Annotated in this window: 13 protein-coding genes; 12 read left to right on the forward strand and 1 reads right to left on the reverse strand. The window is 64.9% G+C overall.

The window, feature by feature from the left end:
• Window positions 1-39 precede the first annotated feature (39 nt).
• The 11 genes from P12x_RS16140 (at window position 40) to P12x_RS16190 (ending at window position 20,689) form a co-directional block, all read left to right on the forward strand.
• Window positions 40-1,779 (forward strand): type II secretion system protein, encoded by a 1,740-nt coding sequence (locus tag P12x_RS16140; protein WP_435005331.1) that lies wholly within the window; start codon window positions 40-42, stop codon window positions 1,777-1,779.
• Complete coding sequence (locus P12x_RS16145; RefSeq protein WP_435005332.1) at window positions 1,776-3,281, forward strand: pilus assembly FimT family protein; 1,506 nt, start codon at window positions 1,776-1,778, stop codon at window positions 3,279-3,281. The genes P12x_RS16140 and P12x_RS16145 overlap by 4 nt, the downstream gene beginning before the upstream one ends.
• Window positions 3,278-4,678 (forward strand): type IV pilus modification PilV family protein, encoded by a 1,401-nt coding sequence (locus P12x_RS16150; RefSeq protein WP_435005333.1) that lies wholly within the window; start codon window positions 3,278-3,280, stop codon window positions 4,676-4,678. The genes P12x_RS16145 and P12x_RS16150 overlap by 4 nt, the downstream gene beginning before the upstream one ends.
• Window positions 4,679-4,718: 40 nt before the next feature.
• Window positions 4,719-6,623 carry a prepilin-type N-terminal cleavage/methylation domain-containing protein gene (locus tag P12x_RS16155; protein WP_435005334.1) on the forward strand — a complete coding sequence of 635 codons (1,905 nt, stop codon included), beginning with the start codon at window positions 4,719-4,721 and terminating at the stop codon, window positions 6,621-6,623.
• A gap of 76 nt (window positions 6,624-6,699) precedes the next feature.
• Window positions 6,700-13,869: a hypothetical protein gene (locus P12x_RS16160; RefSeq protein WP_435005335.1), complete on the forward strand. Its 7,170-nt coding sequence runs from the start codon at window positions 6,700-6,702 to the stop codon at window positions 13,867-13,869.
• 131 nt (window positions 13,870-14,000) lie between these two features.
• The gene (locus P12x_RS16165) at window positions 14,001-15,242 is read left to right on the forward strand and encodes a DUF1559 domain-containing protein (protein ID WP_435005336.1); all 1,242 of its coding nucleotides are present in this window, start codon (window positions 14,001-14,003) and stop codon (window positions 15,240-15,242) included.
• Between the two features lie 379 nt (window positions 15,243-15,621).
• Entirely contained in the window at window positions 15,622-16,014 is a 393-nt protein-coding gene (locus P12x_RS16170; protein WP_435005337.1) for a BlaI/MecI/CopY family transcriptional regulator, read from the forward strand.
• Window positions 16,015-16,042: 28 nt separating this feature from the next.
• Entirely contained in the window at window positions 16,043-18,145 is a 2,103-nt protein-coding gene (locus tag P12x_RS16175; RefSeq protein WP_435005338.1) for a M56 family metallopeptidase, read from the forward strand.
• Between the two features lie 356 nt (window positions 18,146-18,501).
• Window positions 18,502-19,455 (forward strand): MotA/TolQ/ExbB proton channel family protein, encoded by a 954-nt coding sequence (locus P12x_RS16180; RefSeq protein WP_435005339.1) that lies wholly within the window; start codon window positions 18,502-18,504, stop codon window positions 19,453-19,455.
• Between the two features lie 33 nt (window positions 19,456-19,488).
• Entirely contained in the window at window positions 19,489-19,926 is a 438-nt protein-coding gene (locus P12x_RS16185) for an ExbD/TolR family protein (RefSeq protein WP_435005340.1), read from the forward strand.
• A gap of 46 nt (window positions 19,927-19,972) precedes the next feature.
• On the forward strand, window positions 19,973-20,689 hold the full coding sequence (locus P12x_RS16190; protein WP_435005341.1) for a VTT domain-containing protein: 717 nt from the start codon (window positions 19,973-19,975) through the stop codon (window positions 20,687-20,689).
• A gap of 67 nt (window positions 20,690-20,756) precedes the next feature.
• On the opposite strand, the gene ispH is transcribed toward P12x_RS16190, so the two are convergent.
• Window positions 20,757-21,719, reverse strand: coding sequence for a 4-hydroxy-3-methylbut-2-enyl diphosphate reductase (ispH, locus tag P12x_RS16195; protein WP_435005342.1), 963 nt, complete (start codon window positions 21,717-21,719; stop codon window positions 20,757-20,759).
• A gap of 338 nt (window positions 21,720-22,057) precedes the next feature.
• On the opposite strand from ispH, the gene P12x_RS16200 reads away from it, so the two are divergent.
• Window positions 22,058-22,543, forward strand: a complete 486-nt coding sequence (locus P12x_RS16200; protein ID WP_435005343.1) for a hypothetical protein — start codon at window positions 22,058-22,060, stop codon at window positions 22,541-22,543.
• The last annotated feature ends 36 nt before the right edge of the window (window positions 22,544-22,579 follow it).

Consider the following 22,579-nt stretch of genomic DNA (forward strand, 5'->3'; position numbering starts at 1 on the left):
CGGGTCGGACAATTCTTCGAACGAAGGACGGCGGACGCCATGCCAGTCGCACGCAGCCCGCGCCGGGCCGGATTCACCCTGATCGAATTGCTGGTGGTGATGGCGATCATCGGGATCATCATCTCGCTGATCCTGGTCGCCGCCGCCGATGGCGTCCGACGGGCCGAGGAGCGGCAGACCCAGGCGCTCATCACCAAGCTCGAATCGGCGATGTCCGACCGGATCGACGCCCTGCTGGCCACGACGGCCCCGATTAACCAGACCCACCGCTATCTGGCGGCGTATACATACAAGGACGCGAGTAATAATGGGCCTTTTCCGGTTCCGGGCTCGGACCTCAAGCGGGCCCAGGTGATTGCCCAGTTCGATTACATGAAGGCCGAGCTGCCCGACGTCTTCGTGGTGAACACGGCCTTCGGGGCCAGCTATCCGCTCAACTTCGCAGCCCTGCCCTACCCGTTCCCAAACAATAACCCGGTCCTGGACGATTTCGCCCTGCCCCTGGGGAACCGATCTCCGGGCCTGCCGTATGTCTCCCCGACCGTCGGTCCCTATATCCCGACCCCCGGGTACAACCCGATCACCGGCTACAACAACGGCAACGGGGTGTTCACGAATCAGACCGTGGCGCAGGACTCGGGGATGTTCGGGGCTTCGTACACCGCGGCGGCGGGCTTCTACAAGAGCCTCTACGAGGCCGCGGCGGCCGATGTCATCCAGGCTTCCCCCGGGGCCTCGGTCAATGCCCGGAGGGGATACGACGCGGCCGACAACAACGGGGACGGCTATGTCGACAACCTGGCCGAGGTGCTCGTGTCGGGGGGCGGGGCCTCCGCCGCCGATTTCCAGGCGGCCGTCACGGCCCGGCTGGGCAAGCACACGCACAAGACCGCCCGGTCCGAGGCGCTTTACGCCGTGCTCGTCGAGGGGCTGGGGCCGCTGGGCAGCGCCTTCAATCGCGAGGAGTTCTCCGACCGGGACGTGGCCGACACCGACGGCGACGGCCTCCCCGAGTTCATCGACGCCTGGGGCGAGCCGCTCCAGTTCTACCGCTGGCCGATCTACTACGGGCCGGGCGACCCGAATGTCGCATCCTCATCTGGGAGTTCGGCCGACTCACAGAAAGGTTACCAGTCCTATCGGTTCGATGAGACTCGCCAGCAGGATCCCCTGGACACCAATCAGCTCCTGGTCTCGCCGGCTTGGTGGGCGAACGGCTCAGTGCTCCCCTACTACAACGCTGGGCTTCCTTACTTGGCCTTTGGCATGCCCCCCAATGGCTCCTTCTCCTACAGTGGTAGCCCGGCGAGTCCGCAAGCCAACGCTTTCATGACCTATTTTCACATCATCATTGACCCCTTGGCGAGCTCACAGCCGTCCAATAGTCCCACCAACGTATTCACATGGGACCGTACTGGCGATTCTCAGAATCGACCCGAATGGCGTCGTAGGGCCTTCTACTCGAAGTTCCTGATCCTATCGGGCGGCCCCGACAGGGTGCCTGGGACGTTCCAGCTGGGCCTGAATTATAAAGATATTGACTCGGTTTATGCGGATCGCTATCCGCTTGCCGGATTTCCATCAGGCAATCTAATCCAGGACGTTCAGAACCTCAACTGGTGTGAGAGCCAGGCGGCCCAGTTCGACCACGGCGGGCGGAGCGGGACGTTCCTCGAGGTCGTCTCCCAGACGGTCACGTCCGACTATCTCCAGAACATCGCCGGTGTCGACGACATCACGAACCAGAACCTTTCGGCACCGGGTGCGGGAGCGAAATGATGAACCATGCTCATAATCCTGACCGTCGAGGGTTCACTCTGGTCGAGATCCTCGTCGTCATCACCATCATCGCCTTGATCAGCGCCGTGGCCCTCCCGGTCGTCCTGCCGGCCCTGAACGAGCGGCGCGTGAGCGAGGCGTCCCGCGTCTTCCAGGCGGTCCTGGTCGGTGCCCGGGACGAGGCCATCCGCGCCAATGCCCCTCGCGGGATCCGGCTGCTCCCCGACCCGGTCCTCTCGCCCCTCTCGGGCAATGCCCCGGCCGGCGTGCTCGCCTCGAATCGGTTCATCGCCATCGAGCCGGCTCCCGACTACACCCAGGGTCTAGTCTCCGCCCCGACGATTATTCCGGCAAACAATTCGTTTTTGTACATTGTCGAGTCTCCTGGATCCTACATCATTTCCAGTGGGACCCCGGTCTATGTGAAGAACGAGCCAACGGCTTGGTATTACAACATACGTCAGGGCGACAAGATTCGATTCAATGATTCTGGCGCCTATTACACAGTCGCCGGGCCGATGCAGGCTGGCCCCGCCACCGTCTCCGGTCAGTTTCAGAACTCCGAGCGATATATCAACGGAGGACTGCTTTCTTATAACGCGATCTTCAATGAGACTTTTCCGAACAACCCTCAGGTTCAGTTCCTGCAACTCGTCAATGGCGTGGACGACGACAATGACGGGTGGGTCGACGAAGGTTTCGACGGGATTGACAACGATGGTGACGGGATCGTCGATCCTGGCTTCAACGGAGTCGATGACAACGGCGCGAACGGGATCGATGAACCGGCCGAGCTTCTGATTGGCAATGAAAACGAACCGGAGCGATTCATCGGATCCCAGTCGACAACTCCTCCGATTAATTCACCCTACACGATCGTCCGCCGCCCGGTGGTCTCGCAGACGGCCCGCGAGACGACGCTCCCGGAAGGCGTGGTGATCGACATGACGACGTGGAACGCGTCGTCGGCGACCCCTTACTCCTTCCTGAGTGCTCCCGCGAATCAGGGCTCGCCGATCCAGTTGCCCGAACGGTCGCGGGTCCCGGTCGACCCTTACACTTACTTCGTGGACATCATGATCTCGCCGAGCGGTCAGGTCGTCCAGGCGGGGGCGGGGGCTGCGGGTATCGACCAGAATGCCACCTCGCCGACCTCGAATCTGCCGTTCTACCACTTCTGGATCACCGATCGGTCCGCCGTGGTCGGTCCGCTGTTCCCGGCCCTCTCGCAGGTCCCTTACATCCCGGGCCGCAATACGAACTACCCCAAGTACACCTACCTGCTGCCGATGCCGCAGGGGACCACCAACCTCACCCAGTCGGGTAGCGACGTTCCGGGGACCCTGACCTATGGCGGCCCGGCCCTCAAGGGGGAACGGCGGCTGGTCACCCTGTTCACCCGATCGGGGCAAGTGGTCACGAATTCCATCGAACAGTTCGACCTGGTCGACACCAGTCGTCCCTTCTACGACGCCCAGGCTGGCATCAAGGAGTCGCAATGATCGCTCGAAGCCACCGGGGGCGGTCGGGTATCACCCTGACCGAGATCCTGATCGCGATCCTGATCATGGGGATCGGCCTGATCTCGCTGGCCACGCTCTTCCCGCTGGGCCTGATCCGGCTCCGCGAGGCCACCCGCTTCCAGCGCGGGGGCATGCTCGTGCAGTCGGCCAGCGACGACATCGAGGCGAGGGACCTCTTCCTCAAGTCGTCATTCACCCAGACCTGGTACGGGAACCAGGACCCCTTCACCCTGGACGCGAACATCGGCGCGGTCCCGGTCTCCACGGTCGGCCCGGGCCTGGCTCCGCTCCCGGGGCTCCCGGTCTGCTACGACCCGCTCTGGAGGGCGGTCACGAATACGGTCCCGCTGAACGACCAGCTCTACGACGGCACGCTCGACTACGCCGCGACCTACCGGACCCGCGCGGCCGAGGCCCGCTTCGGCGGCGGGATCGTCTTCGACGCGGGGGGCAACGCGCAGAACCCCTACGGCCTGGCCGACACCAATGCCAGCGCCCACGGGCTCCAGCGGATCTCCAACTTCATCCCCTGGAGCTCCACCAACAACACGACAAACTTCCTCTATCCGTTCACCTACCAGAACCCGAACATCACGCTCTTTCCCACCCAGGCCCGAGACGTGGCGGCGGACGTCTTCACCTCGATCGACGACATCGTCTTCAACTCGTCCGAGAGCGGCGTGACCGGCCCGAGCCCGCTCCTGCCCGACTTCAACCTCGGCTCCGGCGACATCCCGACCAACGACTGGCGGTTCACCTGGTTCTTCACCGGACGCCAGGTCGACTCGACCAACGGCACGATGTTCGAGGGGGACGTGGTCGTCTGCGACGGCCGCCCGTTCGCCTTCAACGACGTCACTTACTCTCCGGCGGGCGAGACGGTCGTCCAGGCGATCTTCGGCTACTCGTCCAACGTCAATAACGTCAACGACCCGACCAACGGCCTCAACCCGAACGGGATCGCCAACACCGGGTTCGCCACCGGCTCCGATCGGACCGTCCTGCTCCGCTGGCCGACGTCGATCCCCGACCCCTCGATCCGGATCGGGAGCTGGATCGCCGACGTCACGTATGAGCGATTTTACGGGCGAACCTACGGCGATCCCGCCGGGACCTCGCCGGCGGACATCCTGGGACGCGTCCGGCAGTCCCAGACCCCCTTCCAGCGATGCGACTGGTATCGGGTGGCCAAGCGGACCGATCCCCAGCCCGACCCGGTGGCGGGTTATCGGCAGATCATCGTGACGATCGCCTCCCCGGTCCGTACTAAGACTCTACTGACCACGGCGGGAGCGTCGATCCCGGGCCATACCAACGTGGCCCTGATCATGCCCAGCGTCGTCAACGTTTATCCCCGGTCCTTCACCATCCACTGACCGAGCCCGGAAGTCGTCCGATCTCCGGAGGGGAGCCGCCATGCGTGCCGCCTTGAAACGACCGAACCGCCCCAGGAAGGGCGTCACCCTGGTCGAGATGCTCGTCGTCGTGGCGCTGGTCGTCCTGATGATGGTGATCCTGGTCCAGATCTTCCAGTCGGCCACCGGCGCCATGAGCGCCTCGCGCTCGATCCAGGACCTCGACGTCAGCCTCCGGCAGGTCGACCTCCGGCTCCGCCAGGACCTGGCCGGGGTGACCGCCCGGATGACCCCTCCGCTCGACCCCACGCAGAAACTCGGCTACTTCGAGTACGGCGAGAATTCCTTCGCCGACGCCCAGGGCGAGGACACCGACGACTATCTGGCCTTCACCACAAAGGCCCCCGAAGGCCAGGTCTTCACCGGGCGGGCCTTTATCGTGGGCACCCTGAACACGGCCAATCAGAACAGCTCGGGCAACCAGGCGATCCAGCCCATCACGATCACCAGCCAGTTGGCCGAGATCGTCTACTTCCTCCGGAATGGCAATCTGTACCGCCGCGTCTTCCTGATCGTGCCCGAGCGGAAGGGGACGTTGTCGGCGAACTTCGCCAACCGATTCAACGCCATTTCCACGGATCCAAGCGTGCAGATGAGCTGGATCGGCGTCAATGACATCTCGGCTCGCCCCAACACCGCGCCCGGCGCCAATGTGCCCCCAATACCGAACGACCTCGGCGACCTGACGAATCGCGAGAATCGGGCCTTCAAGCCACGGTTCAGCAACTCCTATTATCATTATAGCAACTCGGTGAGCGCGGGCAGCCTCACCCAGACCCCCGCCGACGACGGGATCCCCGACGATTTCAACATGGATGACGTGCCCGATTTCTATCCGACCCTCTACCCGAACCTGGTGCTCAACAACCCGACCGGCTTGTTGAATGAGGCCGGGTTCTCCAACAATTTCCCGATCCGGACCTCGGCCGCGACGACCAGCTACGACGTCCTGGCCTTCCCCTTCATCTATCCGGGGATGTTCTCCCACCCCGAGACGGTCGCTCCCTACCAGCTTGGTGCGGGCTGGATCCACAGCCTCGATCCGTCGCAGACGACGTATCTGACGACGTATCCTAATGTCTACACCGGAAACCACGCGCCGCTGGCGATCAACGACAACCTGCCGACCCCCGACCCGACGGTGCCGGGCCAGTTGCAGACCTGGTTCGGGTTCCCCACCTGGCGTGAGACCCTCTCGGTCAACTGGAGAGATCCCGTCCGAGGGCTCGGGTACAACGGGAGCCTGAGTCAGATCCCGGGGCTCAGCCCATTCAACCCCTCTTCGGTCCCGGCGCTCAATAGCCCGAACTATCTACCGCCCGTCGCCGGGCAATACGGCAGCGACGGGGCCGGCTCGGCCACGTTCAATCAGTTCTATAACTTCCCGGGCGTCTGGGAGGATGACCTGGTCCTGAGCAACGTCCGGAGCTTCGACGTCAAGGCCTACGACCTCGACGCCCCCCTGTATTCGGCCAACGGCTATATCACCAGCCCCGGCTACTACGATCTCGGCTACGGGCTCCAGGCGAACCCTCAGCTGGGCCTCAATTCGCCGGTGCTCCAGGGGTTCGGTCACGCGGGGCGGATTCCCCCGTTAACCACGGACAATCGCCTGAATCCCTCGCGACCACTCCGCCCCGACGGCAGCCCGAATAATGTCGGCGACGACTCCAATGGCGTCATCCGCCTGACGAGGGTCTGGGATACCTGGTCGACCGAGTACACCCACGCCCCCAGCATCGACATCGCCCTGAACGGCTACCAGAGCATGCCGGTCTATCCGTCCTATCCGGCGCCGTACACGGCCCCCCTCCGGGGGATTCAGATACAGATCCGAGTGGCCGACCCTCGGAACGAACGAGTCAAAGTCCTGACGATCCGGCAGGATTTCACAGACAAGCTCTGAACAACACACGATCGATCAATGGCCCATGATTGCCCGACCCCCACCGGGGTCGGGCCGGGCTGAGGAGGGTTGGCCGATGTTCGCGAACACTCTGGGCCGCGGCGCGAGACGCCGGGGTATCGTCCTGGTCCTGATCCTCGGGATGCTCGGGCTCCTCGCCCTGATCGGCGTCACGTTCGCCACGTTCGCCGGTCAGTCGCTGATCAACGCGAGGAACTTCAGCCAGTCGGAAGCCCGGACCGGGGCCGAGCAGTATTTCGACTTCGCCCTCGGCCAGCTCATCAACGACACCAACAACCCGCTCTCGGCCCTCCGGGGGCATAGCCTGCTCCGCGACATGTACGGCAACGACTCGGTCTTCCGGGGGACCGTCGCCGCCGAGAGGCAGGGATTCCTCGATCACGTCGTGCTCAACGACGGGACCAGGCAGAACCTCTTCTTCGGGGACTCCCAGGCCTACAGCAATTCGAGCAACCTCCTGACCCCCGCGCTGGCCAACCGGCCCCAGAATTACATCCAGATCCAGACCAACATCCCCACCGCGAGCAATTCTTACCGATATCACGGGATGAATTTCACCCGATGGATCGTCAAGCTCGCCAACACCTACTTCACGAACAAGAACGGCGGCAATCAGCTCGGGACCCTCTCGCAGACCTATGAAGTCGTCGAGGACGACGACACCGGGACCGACCCGTTCTCCAACGGCAATCACCTGCTGACCCTCGCCCCGGTCGAGGGCGGCACGAACCTCTACAACAACCCCATCCTGCCGAACTACCCGCTCGAGGCGAACGACCCGAGCCTGGACAAATTCAAGGTGGGACTGACCCCTCCGGCCAACGGGACCAACTTCGTCCTCGATGGCCGCTACATGCGGGCCTTCAACGGCCCGGGCCTCTCCCGGCCGTTGATCCCCACGGTGGATAATAGCCAGACCCCGGCCTTCCCCCCCCTGGTCCCGTTCAACGCGGCGGCCTACGGGAATTTCCGGGCCAACGGCAATTTGGTCAATCCGTCCTACGACCCGACGACCCTGGCCTCTTTCCCCGCCGGCCTGAATGGCGTCAGGTTCGGCGACCCCGACGTGATCGGGATGGACGAGGACTACGACGCCTGCGACCTGGAGAACTGGTTCCTCGCCATCCAGAGCGCCGATGGTCAGGTCGTCATCCCCTCGTTCCATCGCCCGAGCATCCTGACCCCGGAAGACTGGTCGTCCAGGCTCGTCGGGGGCACCGCCCAGGAGCAAATGAACGCCGTGGCGGGTATCGCCAAGATCCTCCGGCCCCGGCGGGTCGACAACTCGCCGCAGTTCCCGACCGACCCGAGCAGTCCGGACCCGAGCACCGGCAAGATTACCTACGACGTCGATAACGACGGCGACGGAGTGAGCGACTCGGTCTGGCTCGACCTCGGCTATCCGGTCCAGCGAGACTCGGGCGGCAAGCTTTTCAAGCCGCTCTTCGCCTTCATGATCATCGGCCAGAACGGGCGGATGCCGCTGAACACCGTCGGCAATCTCCAGGCTCGCGATCCGCAATACAGCGACACCTATCCCAGCCAGGCCGCGGCCACCACCCTCGGGGTCAGCCGACAGCTTGCCTTCGCGGCGACGTACTACGATGCCCCCACCTGGGACCACGCCTCCCACCTCGGGGCCTCGGTCAACGAGATCAATCCCAAATACGCCCTCCAGAACGCCCCGGCCAACGTCTACAGCCCTAACGTGACCGTCGCGGGCTTCGCTCCCACCCTCTCGGATAACTACAACGGGACATCTTACTGGAGCCAGATCGACAACGCCGGGATCGACGTGGCCCTCACCCAGCTCCGGGCCCTCCTGGCGGGCACCATCCCGCAGGACAATCCGACGAACCCAACCAACACAGTGACGGAGCAAAACTGGGTCGCCATGAACGGCAATCGGTATTTCATGCCGAACATGGTCATCGATCAGTTCGATAACGGCTACAATGCCGACCCGACCCAGGCCTTCGTGAACAAGTTCGGAGTGACTCCGGTGGCGGGCCGCTGGGGCGAGCCCGAAGGGATCCCCCAGTTTCTCAGCATCCAGCAATCGATCTTCTCCTCGATCGGTTTCACCCCGTTCGTCTACACCAATCCGGTCCGCGCGGGCCGCTCGTTCTACAACGCGGCGACCCCAAACATCTCGAACTCCTTCCAGCCGACCGGCGATTCCCTCGACGATGACTTCGACTCGTTCGGCCCCGGCTTCGGCGCGGCCATAGCCGAATACGCGAGCTACTACGACTCCGCTGGCCAGGTGGCCGTGGCCTCGCAGCGGGCTCGGCGGTTCCTGACGCCGTCCGATCCCTCGGGGAACGGTCGGGTCATGGAATGGATGAACCGGCCGAACGACCTCTATGATCAGTTCGGGATGGCCAATGACGCCTACGGCCGGGTCAGCTACTTCCGCTATTTCCGCCCGCCGGGCATGCCCCACGACGTCGGCTACCCGCTGGCCGCCAGCATGGCCGCCGATAGCACGTATCGGATCGACGCCTACCGGATGGCGGTGCTCGGCAACCCGACCATGCCGAACCGGACCAATAATCCGTTCCATTCCTACGAGTCTTTCCGGGCGCCGGCCCCCGACTCGAACCCGACGACCTACAATGTCGCCGAGCTCGCGAAGATCGGGGTCATGGGGGCCATGCCCTTCGACCTGACCCAGGCCACCCAAACCGGGGGCGTCTATCCGCTCTGGCCCAACTCCGCGCCGACGATGTCGCCCTCGGTGAACTCGGCGAGCGGCCCGTGGCTGCTCGGCCGCCCGGGCCCCAACAACCTGACGACCGAGAACGGGCCCTTCCTCGACAACGCCAACAACGCGGGCGTGGCCCTGGTGGCCAACGGATATCCGCTCGGGAGCCTCAACAAGGATGAGGCCGACGAGATGAACCTGTACACCCCGAACCGCCACGACCAGCCGTTCGGCCCGTCCGATCTGGAGTGGCTCTACCGGAAGCAGGATGTCGACGGCTCGACCCTGAATAGCCGGCTCTCGCAGCTCGCCCCGATCAGCTTCACCAACCCGATCGACGGCCAGATGCGTCGCCGCCTCTTCGGCCTGGAATCGTGGGAGCCCAACAGCTTCGTCTGGTCCAACGACAACCCGATCTTCTTCAACGCCGCGAATTACTCCACCGGTACCGCGCCCTTCACCCAGCCCCAGTACCCTTACAACAGCCGGTTCGCCTCGTTCGGGAATGCCAGCATCGCCGGGTTGAACCAGGTGCCGAACACGACCCCGGTCAGCCACTTCGCCAATGTGAATACGGTCGAAGGGGTCCCGAACCCGACGCTCGATGCGCCGATCGTCGCGACGACCCCGCCCGCCCCGCTCTCGCCGATCGCCACCGATCCTTACCTGAACCCCAACCCGTCGGTGACCTCGAATAACTACGCCTATCCGGACCCCAGCAACTCGAACAACGTCCTGACCCAGACCTTGCCCCTGCTGGTGAGCCAGGGCGGGTTCCTCAACGCGGTCGTGAATACCAACTCGCCCCACTACCCGAACACGAACAACGGCTACAACGCCTCGGGCAACGTGGTGCCGCCCCCGGCCAACACGCCGGCCCTGGCCCACCGCGATCGTCGGATCAACCTGAACATGCCCCTGCCGATCGCCAGCGACCCGGCCGAGCCGGTCCGCCAGAAGTGGTGCCGAGAGGCGTATCAACTGCTCAAGGCGACCCTCCCGCCCCAGGCGGTGGACACCCCGCAGGAACTGGCCGCACTCAGCCAGTTCGTGGTCAACATCCTCGACTTCCGCGACCCGGACGCGACGATGACCCGGTTCGTCAACACCGACCTGATGATCGTCCCGGCGACCCCGACCGCCCCGTCGAGCGTGAAGTTCGCCGAGGTCGGGGTGCCCCAGATTTCCGTCTATCCGGCCTGGGATCCCGCCAACGGCACGACCCCGACCAACCAGCATCGGTTCTTCCCGTTCGACCCGATGATCGCCCTGGAGCAGACCAACCCCTCGGCGGGCTGGGTCGCGGCGATGACCGACAACTCCTCGGGGACGCCCCGGGCTCGCTCGCTCTACCTCGTCCAGTACGGGATGGAGTACAGCCCGATCGCCATCAACGAGGTGCTGGCCTACCAGTTCAACAGCAGCCCGACCCCAACGATGGCGACGACGACCAATACGATCACGCCCCGGTTCTATGTCGAGCTCGTCAATACCCTGGCCGACGACACGTCGCATAACCCGGTCGGGTCGGCGGCGGGTGCCCAGCCGGGCTCGGGCGACCTCAACCTCGCCGGCTGGGACTTCATCGTCACCCCCGACACCGACGCCCAGGGTCGCCCCGACCCCGTCACCGGCAACATCCCGGCCCTGGCCGGCCTGGTCGCCTCGACCGCCTACCGGAATACCACGAACGCGAACGTGACGGCGGGGCAGATCGACACCAATCCGCTCCCGCAGGGGACGGAATCGACCGTGCCGCCGACGGCCATCTCGGCCTGGGGCAGCGTGGCTCCGCCCAACTCGGCCAAGCTCCCGACCCCCTCCTTCGGCTGGAGCCTCTCGATCGCGACCGGCCTCTACAATGTCGGCGACACCGCGATCAAGTACATCCCCGCCCTGAGGAACGGGGGCCCGACCATCTCGGGTGGGACCTCCGGGGGCCGGCCGGCCGGCAGCGGGATCGACGCCGGCAAGAATGCCGCCGGTGTCAACCAGCGGATCGGCGACAGCTTCTTCGTGCTGGGGTCTCCCCTGCCGACCAACGCCAGCGACCCGGTCCCGGCGATCATCGGGCCTCCCGACGTGACCCTGCCCGATACCTTCTTCCCCGTCCCGAACTCTCCGACGACGGCCCCCGAGGACCAGTATTACTGGATCCACCTCCGACGCCCCGCCAACCCGTTCAATCCCGGGACCGAGATGGTCGTCGTCGATTCGATGCGATTCCCGTATCGCGCCTATACCGCAACATCCGGGCAGACGGTCATGGTGAATGGCAATCTGACGGATCAGCTCAAGACGGGCACGGCTCCCGGTAGCGCGTTCCAATTCTTCTCCGTTCAGCGTCTTCAGCCCTATCGGGGCGGGCACAATGTCCCGCTCAGGGCACCAGTGAGATCCGCCGGTACGCCGGTGACCCAGGAGGCCCCCATGCCCCCCACGGCCTGGGGCTATTCCGAGCAGACGGCTCCCGCGGCCAACAATCTCAACAACTCCTTCGCTTACTACGGGGCGAACAACGGCGGTGGTAAGGGCGTGATCGTGGGCGGAGAGGTCTTCGGCACGATCGGAGCGATCAACGACCCGGCCGATCCCGCCTGGGACTACTTCCCGTTCCACGACCGCGACTTCAGCAGCGTGGCCGAGCTGCTGCTCGTCCCCGGCTGTCCCCCCGGCCTGTTCACCAAACAATTCGCCGAGAAGGCCTTCGATTTCGCGACCCAGATCCGCGACCCGAGCAATACCTCGTCCCCGCTGACCACGATCCCGGCCAAGAAGTCCGATTACCAGGGCGGGGCCAAGTTCGTCGCGGCGACTCCGCATGCGTTCCCGTACCTGAGCGACAAGTTCTACTACACGGCCGCCTCTGTGAATCCCAGCACCGACACCGCCGATGGGGCCTCCGCCGGGCCATATCCGGCGCAGCTCGGCGGCTGGACCGGCACCGGTTGGTACCGGATGTTCGACTTCTTCGAGGTGCCCAACTCGGCCAACGGTGCCATCGGGACGACCGACGCCGGAGAGAATTTCGACTGGTATCGCGCCGATCGTCGGCCGGGCCTGATGAACCTCAACCTGATCGTGGACGAGGAGGTCTTCTTCGGCCTGATCGACGACCCCCGGCTCAACATCGCCCTGGCCCAGTACGGCTATTACATCAACAACCTGAACCTGGCCAACAGCGGGTTGAACCCCGTGGCGATCCTCCCTCAGATCATCTCGCAGGTTGATTATTACGGGAACGTGATCAGCAACTATCCGATCTCGGATCCCAACAACGCGACCCACACCGCCTACGTGCCGGGCGGCGTCCAGAGCGATCTGGTCCTTCAGGTCTCCAACGGGATCACGTTCAATCCCACGCCGAACTTCGTGGGTCGCGGGTTCACCTACCCCGACCCGGCCTATTCGTACGCGGGGTTCAATCAGAACACCATCACCGGCATGAAGGCGGCTTTCGCCGACTTCATCAAGCTCCGCGATGGGGGGACGAATTTCCTGTACGGCCACCAGGCCCCCTTCACCGCACCCGGGACGATGGCCCAGGTGCTCCTCGGCGGCAACCAGAATCAGGTCTGGGCCGACAAGCCGTACCGATCGCTCACCTATCCCGACATCAATTACACCATCATGCGTCCGGCGACCCCGATGCCGGCCGCTTCCGCGCTCACGTTCCCGCCGCCGTATTACTACCAGCAGGATCCTGCGGTGACCGGCGGGAATAGCCCGATCCAGAGCTCCATCAGCCTTACCACCGGAAACCCCTTCCCGGTCCCGGCCGTCCCGGTCGCCAATCCGGGCTACGTCGGCGATCCGGGAGTGCGGTTCCCCTGGTTGGACCTGGTGTTCCCCAACATGAAGCATTACAACCCGGGCTACACCGTCGGGATGAAGACCGGGGGCAACGTGATCCCGCCGGTCCCGCCGATCCCGCCCCGTCGGCTGTTCCAGCCCCCGGACCAGTTCGCGACCAGCAACGCCAGCACCAAGGGCGACCCCAACCTGAACGGGGCCGGATCGCTCGCCAACCTTTTCCTGGCCGATCCGTACGCGGAGCTGATCTCCCCGTCGAATCATCCCGATACGAGCGACCCCTGGACCAACTTCGCGCCGCAGCCGCCCAACAGCACGGCTTATAACCCGAGCACGATCCAGCGAGGGGGCGGTCCCGGCCCGGTCCTCGGGGGGAACTATCGACAGCACGACTTCGTCCTGAAGAACAATCGCCAGCATCCCTATTACCGGACGGAACTCCTCCAGAAGGTGATGAATCTGTCTACGGTCCGGACGCATCAGTTCGCCGTCTGGATCACGGTCGGCTTCTTCGAAGTGACCAAGGTCGGCACCCCCGAACTCGGGATTGCCGATCAGCTTGGCGGCGAGCTCGGGCTCGCGGCCGGCAGGAACGTCCGCTACCGGTCGTTCTTCACGATCGACCGGACCAGGGCCACCGGGTTCAACCCGTACTACCCGGGCAATTTCCGCGACTGCGTGACCTATCGCCGCCGGATCGAATGATCCGACGTCCCGGGCCGTCGGACTTCTCGTCGGCGGCCCCGGGATCTTGACAAAACGAGACGTCTTGTTCGCTCGATGTTCGCCCCGTTAGAATGGGTGGACCCCACACTTCCGCGAGAAAGGATCTTACGATGACGCGTCGCCGTCGTGGTTTCACGCTGATCGAGTTGCTGGTCGTCATCAGCATCATCGGCGTGCTGATCGGCCTGCTCCTGCCCGCCGTCCAGGCCGCTCGCCGATCGGCGCGCCGCCTCCAGTGCGTCAGCAATCTCCGGCAGGTCGGCCTCGGCCTGAACGGTTTCCTCAATGCCAAGAACTACTACCCCAACGCCGGGACCTTCGGCGATGGCCTGGCGGGCACCCTGCCCACCGCAGGCCCGACGGGCTCCGTGATCAACGGCTGCTTCCCCGATGCGAGTTCGAAGCCCTTCTCCAGCTCGGTCCCGCTCTATAGCTGGGTCGTCGACGTCCTCCCCTATATCGACAACGTCGACCTGTCGAATGCCTGGAACAAGACGCAAGTCTATAACGATATCACGACCCCCCTGTCCGCCGGCAACCCGACCAACTTCACCATCGGCAACACGGGCATCGGGATCCTCAAGTGCCCAGACGACCTCACGGCCCTGCCGGGCGAGGGCAACCTCTCCTACGTCGTGAACATGGGCTTCACCCGTTGGCACGCCAATGTCGGCTCGGGCAACACCCAGGCCTCTTACGGCTGGACCCCCACCGACGGCACCCCGGCCAACCTTCCCGCCAACAACCTGACCGGTCCCGGATGGGGAGAGAGCAACAACAAGAAGACCGGCGTGATGTTCCTGGGAACCGACAAGGGCAACTATCCCTGGGATCACCGCTCCGGCTCGGCGGCTATCGTCGACGGATCCAGCACCACGATCCTCGCCTCCGAGAGCGTCCTGGGCGGGGCTTCGGGTGGCGGCGTCTTCACCTCCGGCGTGCCGACGAACTGGTCCTGCCCCCACCCCAACTATGTTGGTTTCATCGGCTCGGATCGCGTATGGAGCGGCACCAACGGCCTGGGTTCTCTGACCGCGGCGCAGATCGGCAACGGCTCATTCGACCAGGCCGGATGGAAGCTGGCCAATAACAAGGTCGTCAATAACGACGCGGTTTCGGTCCTGGAAAGCATCAACTATGGCCTGAACCTGGGCGACGAAGGGACCTTCCCCTACCCCAACAGCAACCACCCGGGCGGGATCAACGTCCTGCTCTGCGACGGCTCGGCGAGGTTCATCTCCGAGACGATCGACGGGACCGTCTACAGCAAGTTGCTCACCCCCGCCGGTAGCCGCTTGCCCGCCCTCTACAAGCAGCTCCCGGTCGATGCCGCCGCGATCGGTGGCGACTAAGCCTTCGATCCCCCAGCAGCTTCTCCGAGTTCAGCACCCGTTCGGGAGCACAGCATGTGCTCCCGAACGGGTGCTTTTTTCGTTCCCGATGGGCATTCCGCCTTGTCATTCCCGGTCCGGCCCGGGACGGGGCAGTCGTTACCCCGGTCTCGTGACGACGACCATTCGAGCGAGTCGAATCACCCATTGATCCCGAATGCGGGCGATAAGTCGTCCTCGCCCAAGAATCCGCCGTTTCACGCGAAAGACTCTCAAATCCGATTCTTTTCGGACAACCCCCTTGCTCTCTTCTACGAGTTGTAGTAGAAACTTCTACGTGACGTAGAAGACATCCCGGCCTTTGAGGATCGCCGGGATGGGGACGAGGAGTGGTCGGACAATGACGGGTCATCCGGGTCTGAGCGAGCTGGAGCTTGAGGTTCTCAAGGTCCTCTGGGACATCGGGCCGTCTCCGGTGATCGCGGTGAGTCGGGAACTGGGGGCGCGGGGTCGGCAGCGAGCTTACACGACGGTCTCGACGCTCCTTTCCCGCCTGGCGGGCAAGGGTTGTGTCGCGAGCGATTCGTCGGCGATCCCGCACGTCTATCGGGCCACGGTCTCGCGAGAGGACCTGCTGGGCCGTCGGCTCCGCGAGGCGGCCGACGAGCTTTGCGACGGCGAAACCGCGCCGCTGGTCCTGGCCCTGGTGGAGCGGCACCGATTCACGGCCGAGGAACTGGCCCGCTTCCAGGATCTGATCGACCGGGCCAGGGCGGATCAGGGCAAGTCGTGAGGTCGAGAGTCGGGAAGGAGGAACTTCGATGCCGGACTTCGTGACGATGACGACGATGGCCGATGGCCTGCTCCGCTGGTTCGCCGAGACGACGCTGGTCGCATCGGCCCTGGCCCTGGTTGCCGCGCTCGTGGTCCGGGTGGGACGGCTCACGCCCGGCCCGGCGGCGAGGCACGCGATTTGGGTCATCGTGCTGATCAAGCTCATCACCCCGCCCCTGATCCACTGGCCCTGGTCGATCCCCTACTCGATGGCCGGTGCCCCGTCCCCGGCCGAAAAAATAGTCTCGCGAATCTCCGATGAGATCCCGATCCCCACTCCGGTTGCGATCCTGGAGGATGAGCCGGCACCGGCCGCCCTGGAGCCCGAACCGACCGGGGAACTAGCCCTGGTGATGTTGGATTCCTCGGACGTCGTCGAGCCGGAAGCCTCAACTCCCGAACCTCCGACGGCCGACCCCGCCGGATGGGCCTGGCCCGATCCAAGGCCCTGGGTCGTATCGACCTGGCTGGTCGTCTCGATGGTCCTGGGCTTGGGTCAAGCCCGGAGGATCGTCCGGTTCCGGGGGCTCCTCCGAGAATCGACCCCGCCCCCGACCTGGCTGGCCGAGGAGGCTCAACGTGTCGGCGATCGGCTCGACCTCCGGGTGCCGCCGATCCGGGTCGTCCCCCGCCTGGGCTCTCCGCTGATCTGGTGCCTGGGCCGACCAATCCTCCTGATCCCCGCCAACCTGCTCAAGTCGCTCGACTCCGAACGATGGCGGGCGATCCTGGCCCACGAACTGGCCCACCTCCGACGTGGCGACCACTGGGTCCGCCGCCTCGAACTGGCCGCCGGGCTCGCCTGGTGGTGGAACCCCATCTACTGGCTGATCCGCCGCCGGATCGACCACGAGGCCGAACTGGCCTGCGACGCCTGGGCCCTCTGGGCCTCGCCCGAAGACCGCCTCTCCTATGCGGAATCACTCCTCAGCATCTGCACGAACCTGACCCCGGCCAAGGCACTGGCGCCCGCGTTGGGCGTCGTGGGCACCGGCCAATCCTTCGAAAGGAGACTGACGATGATCTTGCGTGAACGAGTCGACCGCCGAGTCCCCACCCTGAGCCTCGCCTCCGCGTTCCTCCTATCGATCATGGCCCTACCCTCCTGGACCATGGCCGGGGCCGCCATCCCCGACGAGGATGACGTCGTCAAGCCCGATGCCGAAGCTTCGCTCGACCCGGTCCCGCCCGTGCCCCCGGTCCCGCCCGTGCCCCCGGTCCCGCCCGTGCCTCCGGTCCCTCCCGTGCCTCCGGTTCCTCCCGTGCCCCCGGTCCCGCCGATCGCCTTGAACATCGTAGACGATGACGACAACGATGCCGATGACGACGATGACGACGACGATGAAGCGAAGGACGAGAAAGCCGCCAAGGCCGAGAAGAAGAAGGCGGTGAAGGCCAAGGCGAGGGCCGAGGCACGAGCCCGGGCCAAGGCGGGAAGCCCGAAGGAAGAGGAGATCGAGGCCCTGGGCGAGAAGATCGGCAAGGAGATGGAAGAGCAGTTCGGCCCCGACTCCAAGTTCGCCAAGGAGATGGCGGAGCAGTTCGGCCCCGACTCCAAGTTCGCCAAGGAGATGGAGGAGAAATTCGGCCCCGATTCCAAGTTCGCCAAGGAGATGGCGGAGCAGTTCGGCCCCGATTCCGAATTCGTCAAGAAGATGGAGAAGCTTGGCAAGGAGATGGAGGTCAAGTTCGGCCCCGGCTCCGAGTTCGCCAAGAAGATGGAGTCGATCAATTCCGAGAAGGGGGAGTTGGCCTCGAAGCTCCAGAAGGAGGCCAAGCAAGCCCAGTCCGAAGCCCGGAAGGCCGCCGAAGAAGGCAGGGCGGAAGCGAACAAGGCCCGAATGGAGGCCAAGAAGGCCCGGGAACTCGCCGAGAGAGACGCCAGGAAGGCCAGGGATGAGGCGAAGCAGGTCAAGGTCGAGATGAAGAAGAAGGAAGCCGCTCGCGAGAAGGGAGACTCGGCTCGCGGTGCGCAAACCAAGGTCATCGAATCGCTCGAAATGCAGATCGAGAAGCTGAAGGCCGAGGTGGATCAACTGAAGGCCCAGCTCAAAGAGGATAAGGACGACGACAGCGACGAAGAGAACTGAGCCGTAAGCTCGCCGATGACGCGCGAATCCGAGGGATCCGGGGACGGACCTCGGATTCGTGCGTTGCTCTCCCTCCCGTTCGGAGGCGTGCTCCTCCGGGACGCTCGGAATTGACAGGTTGGGGCTAATCGCTAGAATCCAGTCGCAAGAGGGGGAATAGGATCGCGGCCTCGGCACGGATTCGCTCTCGGTCGAAACCCTCGCTGCTCGGACTTTTTCGATCTTTTCTTCGTGTCGTAAAAGTCGGCAAGATTGCGTGCTGGGCCGGGATTCACCGATGGAGACCTCGCTCTTGGGGGTCGTCGGGGATCGGAAGGCGCGGTTCCTTCTGCCTTCAAACCAGGACGGGCTTCCACGTGGCAAACGGCAGATCCGGCGAAGGCCTCGCCGAACCCTCGCTCCGGACCCGGATCCTCGATCTCGGAGTCGTTGCGGCCCGATGTTTTGGCCGGCGTGCTCGGCTCGTCCTCCTCGTGGCCCTCATGATGACCGCGAGCGTCCCGGCGCAGGAACCCGGCCGGATTTCCGAACCGGATTCCCCCACGGCCTCGGCTCGGCTGGAGTCCGCCCCCCCTCCCCCTTCGTCGAAGGCATCGGACCCTGGCGCGAAGGCGGCGGCCGGCGGGGTCGGTCGCCGGAGTATCCTCGTCCTCTTCGGCCAGGCCAACCCGATGCTCTGGCTGCTCGGCATCTGCTCGATCGTCACCGTGGGGTACACCCTGGAGCGGATGATCGGGCTCCGCCGGGGTCGGGTGATCCCCAAGGATTTCGTGAACCGGTTCCTGGAACGGCTGTCGGCCGGGAAGCTGGACAGGGATCGGGCGATGGAACTCTGCCGGTCCAATGAAAGCCCGATGGCCCGCGTCTTCGGCCACGTGGTCCGGTACTGGGGCCAGCCCGCCTCGACGATCCGCCAGGCGGTGGACCACGACTCGGCCCGCGAGATCCTGGACCTCCGGCGGAATGTCCGGGTCCTGAACGGCACGGCCACGCTTGCGCCCCTGCTGGGCCTGCTGGGGACCGTGATCGGGATGATCCAGTCGTTCGACGCGATCGGCAGCAAGGTCGGTGGGGGCAAGAGCGAGGCCCTCGCCCAGGGGATCAGCCTGGCCCTGGTCTGCACGGCGATCGGGCTCGGCATCGCGGTGGCCTCGGTGGTCGCGTACTATTACCTCCTCAACCGGGTCGACCTCCTGGTCCGCGACATGGACGACCTCACGCGTCGGGTGATCGACCAGGTCTCCGGCGAGGCGCTCCGGCCGGTCGACCGGCGGGTCGACCACGTCCGGAATGAGTCGCGGGTTTACTGACCGATCAGGCTGAATCCTCCGAAGGGACCCCGGATGCTCGCCGATCGGCTCCAATCCGACGAGTTGCCTCAGATCAACATGACGCCGATGGTGGACGTCGTGCTCTGCCTGCTCGTCTTCTTCATGGCGGCGACCAAGCTCTATGATTGGGACGAGAACGAGTTCAACATCGGCGTGCCCGAGGTCACCAGCGCCGCCCCGATGACGGCGGCTCCCGACGACCTCACGCTCGCCATCCTGGCCCCGAACAAGGTCGCGTTGAACGACCGGACCCTGAATCTGGAAGCCCTGACCGAGGCCTTGACCGAGGCCCGGAAGCGGTACGCCGACCAGGGGGTCCTGATCCGGGGAGACGCGAAGCTCGCTTATCAGGATCTCGCCGACGTCCTCTCGGCCTGCAACGCCGCCGGGATCCGGAACGTTCGACTGCCCGTCCGCCCTCGCGAAGAAGAAGCCACCGCTCCGCGTTGAATCCCACACCTCCCCGAATCCTCCCCCGCCCGCCACGGAGTCCGCGATGGCCTTCCTCCGACAGATCATCGACTCGATCCGCATGCTCACCAAGCCCGAGTCGTTGAACAGCCTGGCCCTGTCGCTCGGGCCGGGGCTCTATGTCCTATTGTTCGCGGTCATCTTCGCGGAGACCGGCCTGGTGGCCGTGCCGTTCCTGCCGGGCGACTCGCTGCTGTTCGCCGTCGGGGCCGTCAGTGCCAGCCCCAACTCGCCGATCAGCCTGCCCCTGGTCGCCGGGCTCCTGATCGTCGCGGCGATCCTGGGGGACGCGGTGAACTACTGGGTGGGCTACAAGCTCGGCCCGAAGGTCTTCGCCAGCGAGGGGTCCTGGCTCCTGAACAAGAAGCACCTGACCGAGGCCCAGAAGTTCTACGACCGTCACGGCGGCAAGACGATCATCCTCGCCCGGTTCGTGCCGATCGTCCGGACCTTCGCGCCGTTCGTCGCCGGGGTGGGCCGGATGAACTACGGCCGATTCCTGGCGTTCAACATCGTCGGCGGGATTTCCTGGGTCCTGATCTGCCTCCTGGCCGGCTGGGGGTTCGGCGGCCTGCCTTTCGTCCAGAAGAATTTCGAGCTGGTGCTGATCGCGATCATCGCGATCTCGGTCGTCCCGGCCGCCATCGAGATGTTCCGGGGCTGGCTGGCCGCCCGCCAGGGCCACTCGGCGCTGGTCGAGGCGACGACCCTGGAGCCGACGGAACTGGACGAACCCGCGTGAGGGTCCCGGCCGGGCCATCCCGGCGGGGACCATTCCGGGTCCCCGCATGGGAGCCGTCCCGATCGGTTCACTCGGCCGAGGCGAGGGTGGCCGAGGTGGGGGGCAGGAGTTCGCGGAGCGATTTGGGGAGGGGGAAGTGGACGCTCTCCTCGCGGACCCACTCCTCGACGATCGTGGCATCGAACTGATTCTGGAGATACCGGATGCACTCCTGGACCACGTCCTCGGGGGCGCTGGCCCCGGCGGTGATGAGGACGGTCTGGGCCTTCTCGAACCAGTCCACGTCCAGGTCGGACACGCCGTCGATCAGGTGGGCATGAGGCCCGAGTGAGCGGGCGATCTCGGCGAGTCTCTTGCTGTTGGAGCTGTTCTGGCTCCCCAGGACCAGGACCACGTCGGCCCGGCCGGCGAGCTCTCGGACGGCCTCCTGGCGATTCTGGGTGGCGTAGCAGATATCGTCCTTGGGCGGGTTGGCGATCCTCGGGAACTTGGCGCGGAGGGCGGCGATCACGATGTTGGCGTCGTCGACACTGAGCGTGGTCTGGGTCAGGTAGGCGACCTTGGTGTCGATCGGGAGGTCGAGCGCCTCGACGTCCTGGGCGGTCTCGACCAGGATCATCCGGTCGGGCGCCTCGCCCATCGTGCCAATCACCTCGTCGTGGCCTTCATGGCCGATCAGGACGATCGTATACCCTTCTCGCGCGTACTTCACCGCCTCCAGGTGGACCTTCGTGACCAGCGGGCAGGTCGCGTCGATCGCCCGGAGGTTCCGGCCCCGCGCCTCCTCGCGGATCTGCGGCGAGACTCCGTGGGCGCTGTAGAGCAACGGGGCGCCCTCGGGGACCTCCTCCAGCGACTCGACGAACTTCACACCCCGGCTCTTGAATCGCTCGACCACATACTTATTGTGGACGATCTCGTGGTAGACATAGAGCGGGGCGCCGAAGAAGTCCAGCGAACGTTCCAGGCTCTCGATCGCCATGTTCACCCCGGCGCAGAAGCCTCGGGGATTGGCCAGAATGATCTGCATCGCGGGACTATACCTCCGTCGCGTCGGGGGGCTTCTCCTAGCTTCGCCTACTGTAAGCATTCGGAGCCCCGGGGGAAAGTCGGACAGCCTCGGGGCCGGCGCCCAGCCTCGATCGGCCCCGGCCTTGATATGGGCGGACTCCGATCTGGCATTTCTGTGGTTTTTTGCGGAGGGACCTGACATTCTTGGGCTGGGAAGCGGCCCGACGCGAGCGTCCGGTGACCCCGCTTCACCAACCTGACTAGTTCACTATCTTCGAGATTGAGAGTCGAATCATGGGACGAGGTTCCGTGGCCAGGTCGATTCGAACCACGCGCGGTGGTCGGATTCTTGCCGTCATGTCGATGGCCCTCGGTGTCGCATTCACCCTGGCGACGGCGGGTTGCGGGAAGGTATCGACCGATGGCTCGAATACGTCCGACGGGGCCGTCGATACCGTGGGCGACAACTCGGGGTTCCAGCTGCCGCCGGACTTCAAGACGGTCGACATCCCGCTGGAGAAGCGAAGAGAGGTCTTCCACAAGGCCCACGACATCCGGGCCCTGGCGGTCCAGGAAGCCAATCGGGAACTGCCGATGGACGAGGCCAGCCTGCCGATCGGCGATACGGCGGCTTTCGACAAGCGAGTGGCCGATCATAAAGCGATCATCGAGCGGATCCTCGCCAAGAACCTCCCTGCGCTCGCCGAGCAATACCAGATCAGCGTGGCGGATGTGGAAAAGATCGAGGACGAGGCGAGTCGCCTCCGTTGGCTCCCGCCCCAGGATCCCGTGCTCGAATCCGAACCGGAAGCCCCCGAGGTGAAGTCTCCGACGCAAGGCTGACGAGAAGGTCGTCAGGAAATTAAGCGCGATTCCAGC

It is taken from the genome of Tundrisphaera lichenicola, assembly GCF_051175385.1.
Taxonomy (GTDB): Bacteria; Planctomycetota; Planctomycetia; order Isosphaerales; family Isosphaeraceae; genus Tundrisphaera; species Tundrisphaera lichenicola.

Bases quoted from the DNA above. Each gene is read 5' to 3' on its own strand.
- P12x_RS16140 (WP_435005331.1), top strand. From the start codon at position 40: ATGCCAGTCGCACGCAGCCCGCGCCGGGCCGGATTCACCCTGATCGAA.
- P12x_RS16145 (WP_435005332.1), top strand. From the start codon at position 1,776: ATGATGAACCATGCTCATAATCCTGACCGTCGAGGGTTCACTCTGGTC.
- P12x_RS16150 (WP_435005333.1), top strand. From the start codon at position 3,278: ATGATCGCTCGAAGCCACCGGGGGCGGTCGGGTATCACCCTGACCGAG.
- P12x_RS16155 (WP_435005334.1), top strand. From the start codon at position 4,719: ATGCGTGCCGCCTTGAAACGACCGAACCGCCCCAGGAAGGGCGTCACC.
- P12x_RS16160 (WP_435005335.1), top strand. From the start codon at position 6,700: ATGTTCGCGAACACTCTGGGCCGCGGCGCGAGACGCCGGGGTATCGTC.
- P12x_RS16165 (WP_435005336.1), top strand. From the start codon at position 14,001: ATGACGCGTCGCCGTCGTGGTTTCACGCTGATCGAGTTGCTGGTCGTC.
- P12x_RS16170 (WP_435005337.1), top strand. From the start codon at position 15,622: ATGACGGGTCATCCGGGTCTGAGCGAGCTGGAGCTTGAGGTTCTCAAG.
- P12x_RS16175 (WP_435005338.1), top strand. From the start codon at position 16,043: ATGCCGGACTTCGTGACGATGACGACGATGGCCGATGGCCTGCTCCGC.
- P12x_RS16185 (WP_435005340.1), top strand. From the start codon at position 19,489: ATGCTCGCCGATCGGCTCCAATCCGACGAGTTGCCTCAGATCAACATG.
- P12x_RS16190 (WP_435005341.1), top strand. From the start codon at position 19,973: ATGGCCTTCCTCCGACAGATCATCGACTCGATCCGCATGCTCACCAAG.
- ispH (WP_435005342.1), bottom strand. From the start codon at position 21,719: ATGCAGATCATTCTGGCCAATCCCCGAGGCTTCTGCGCCGGGGTGAAC.
- P12x_RS16200 (WP_435005343.1), top strand. From the start codon at position 22,058: ATGTCGATGGCCCTCGGTGTCGCATTCACCCTGGCGACGGCGGGTTGC.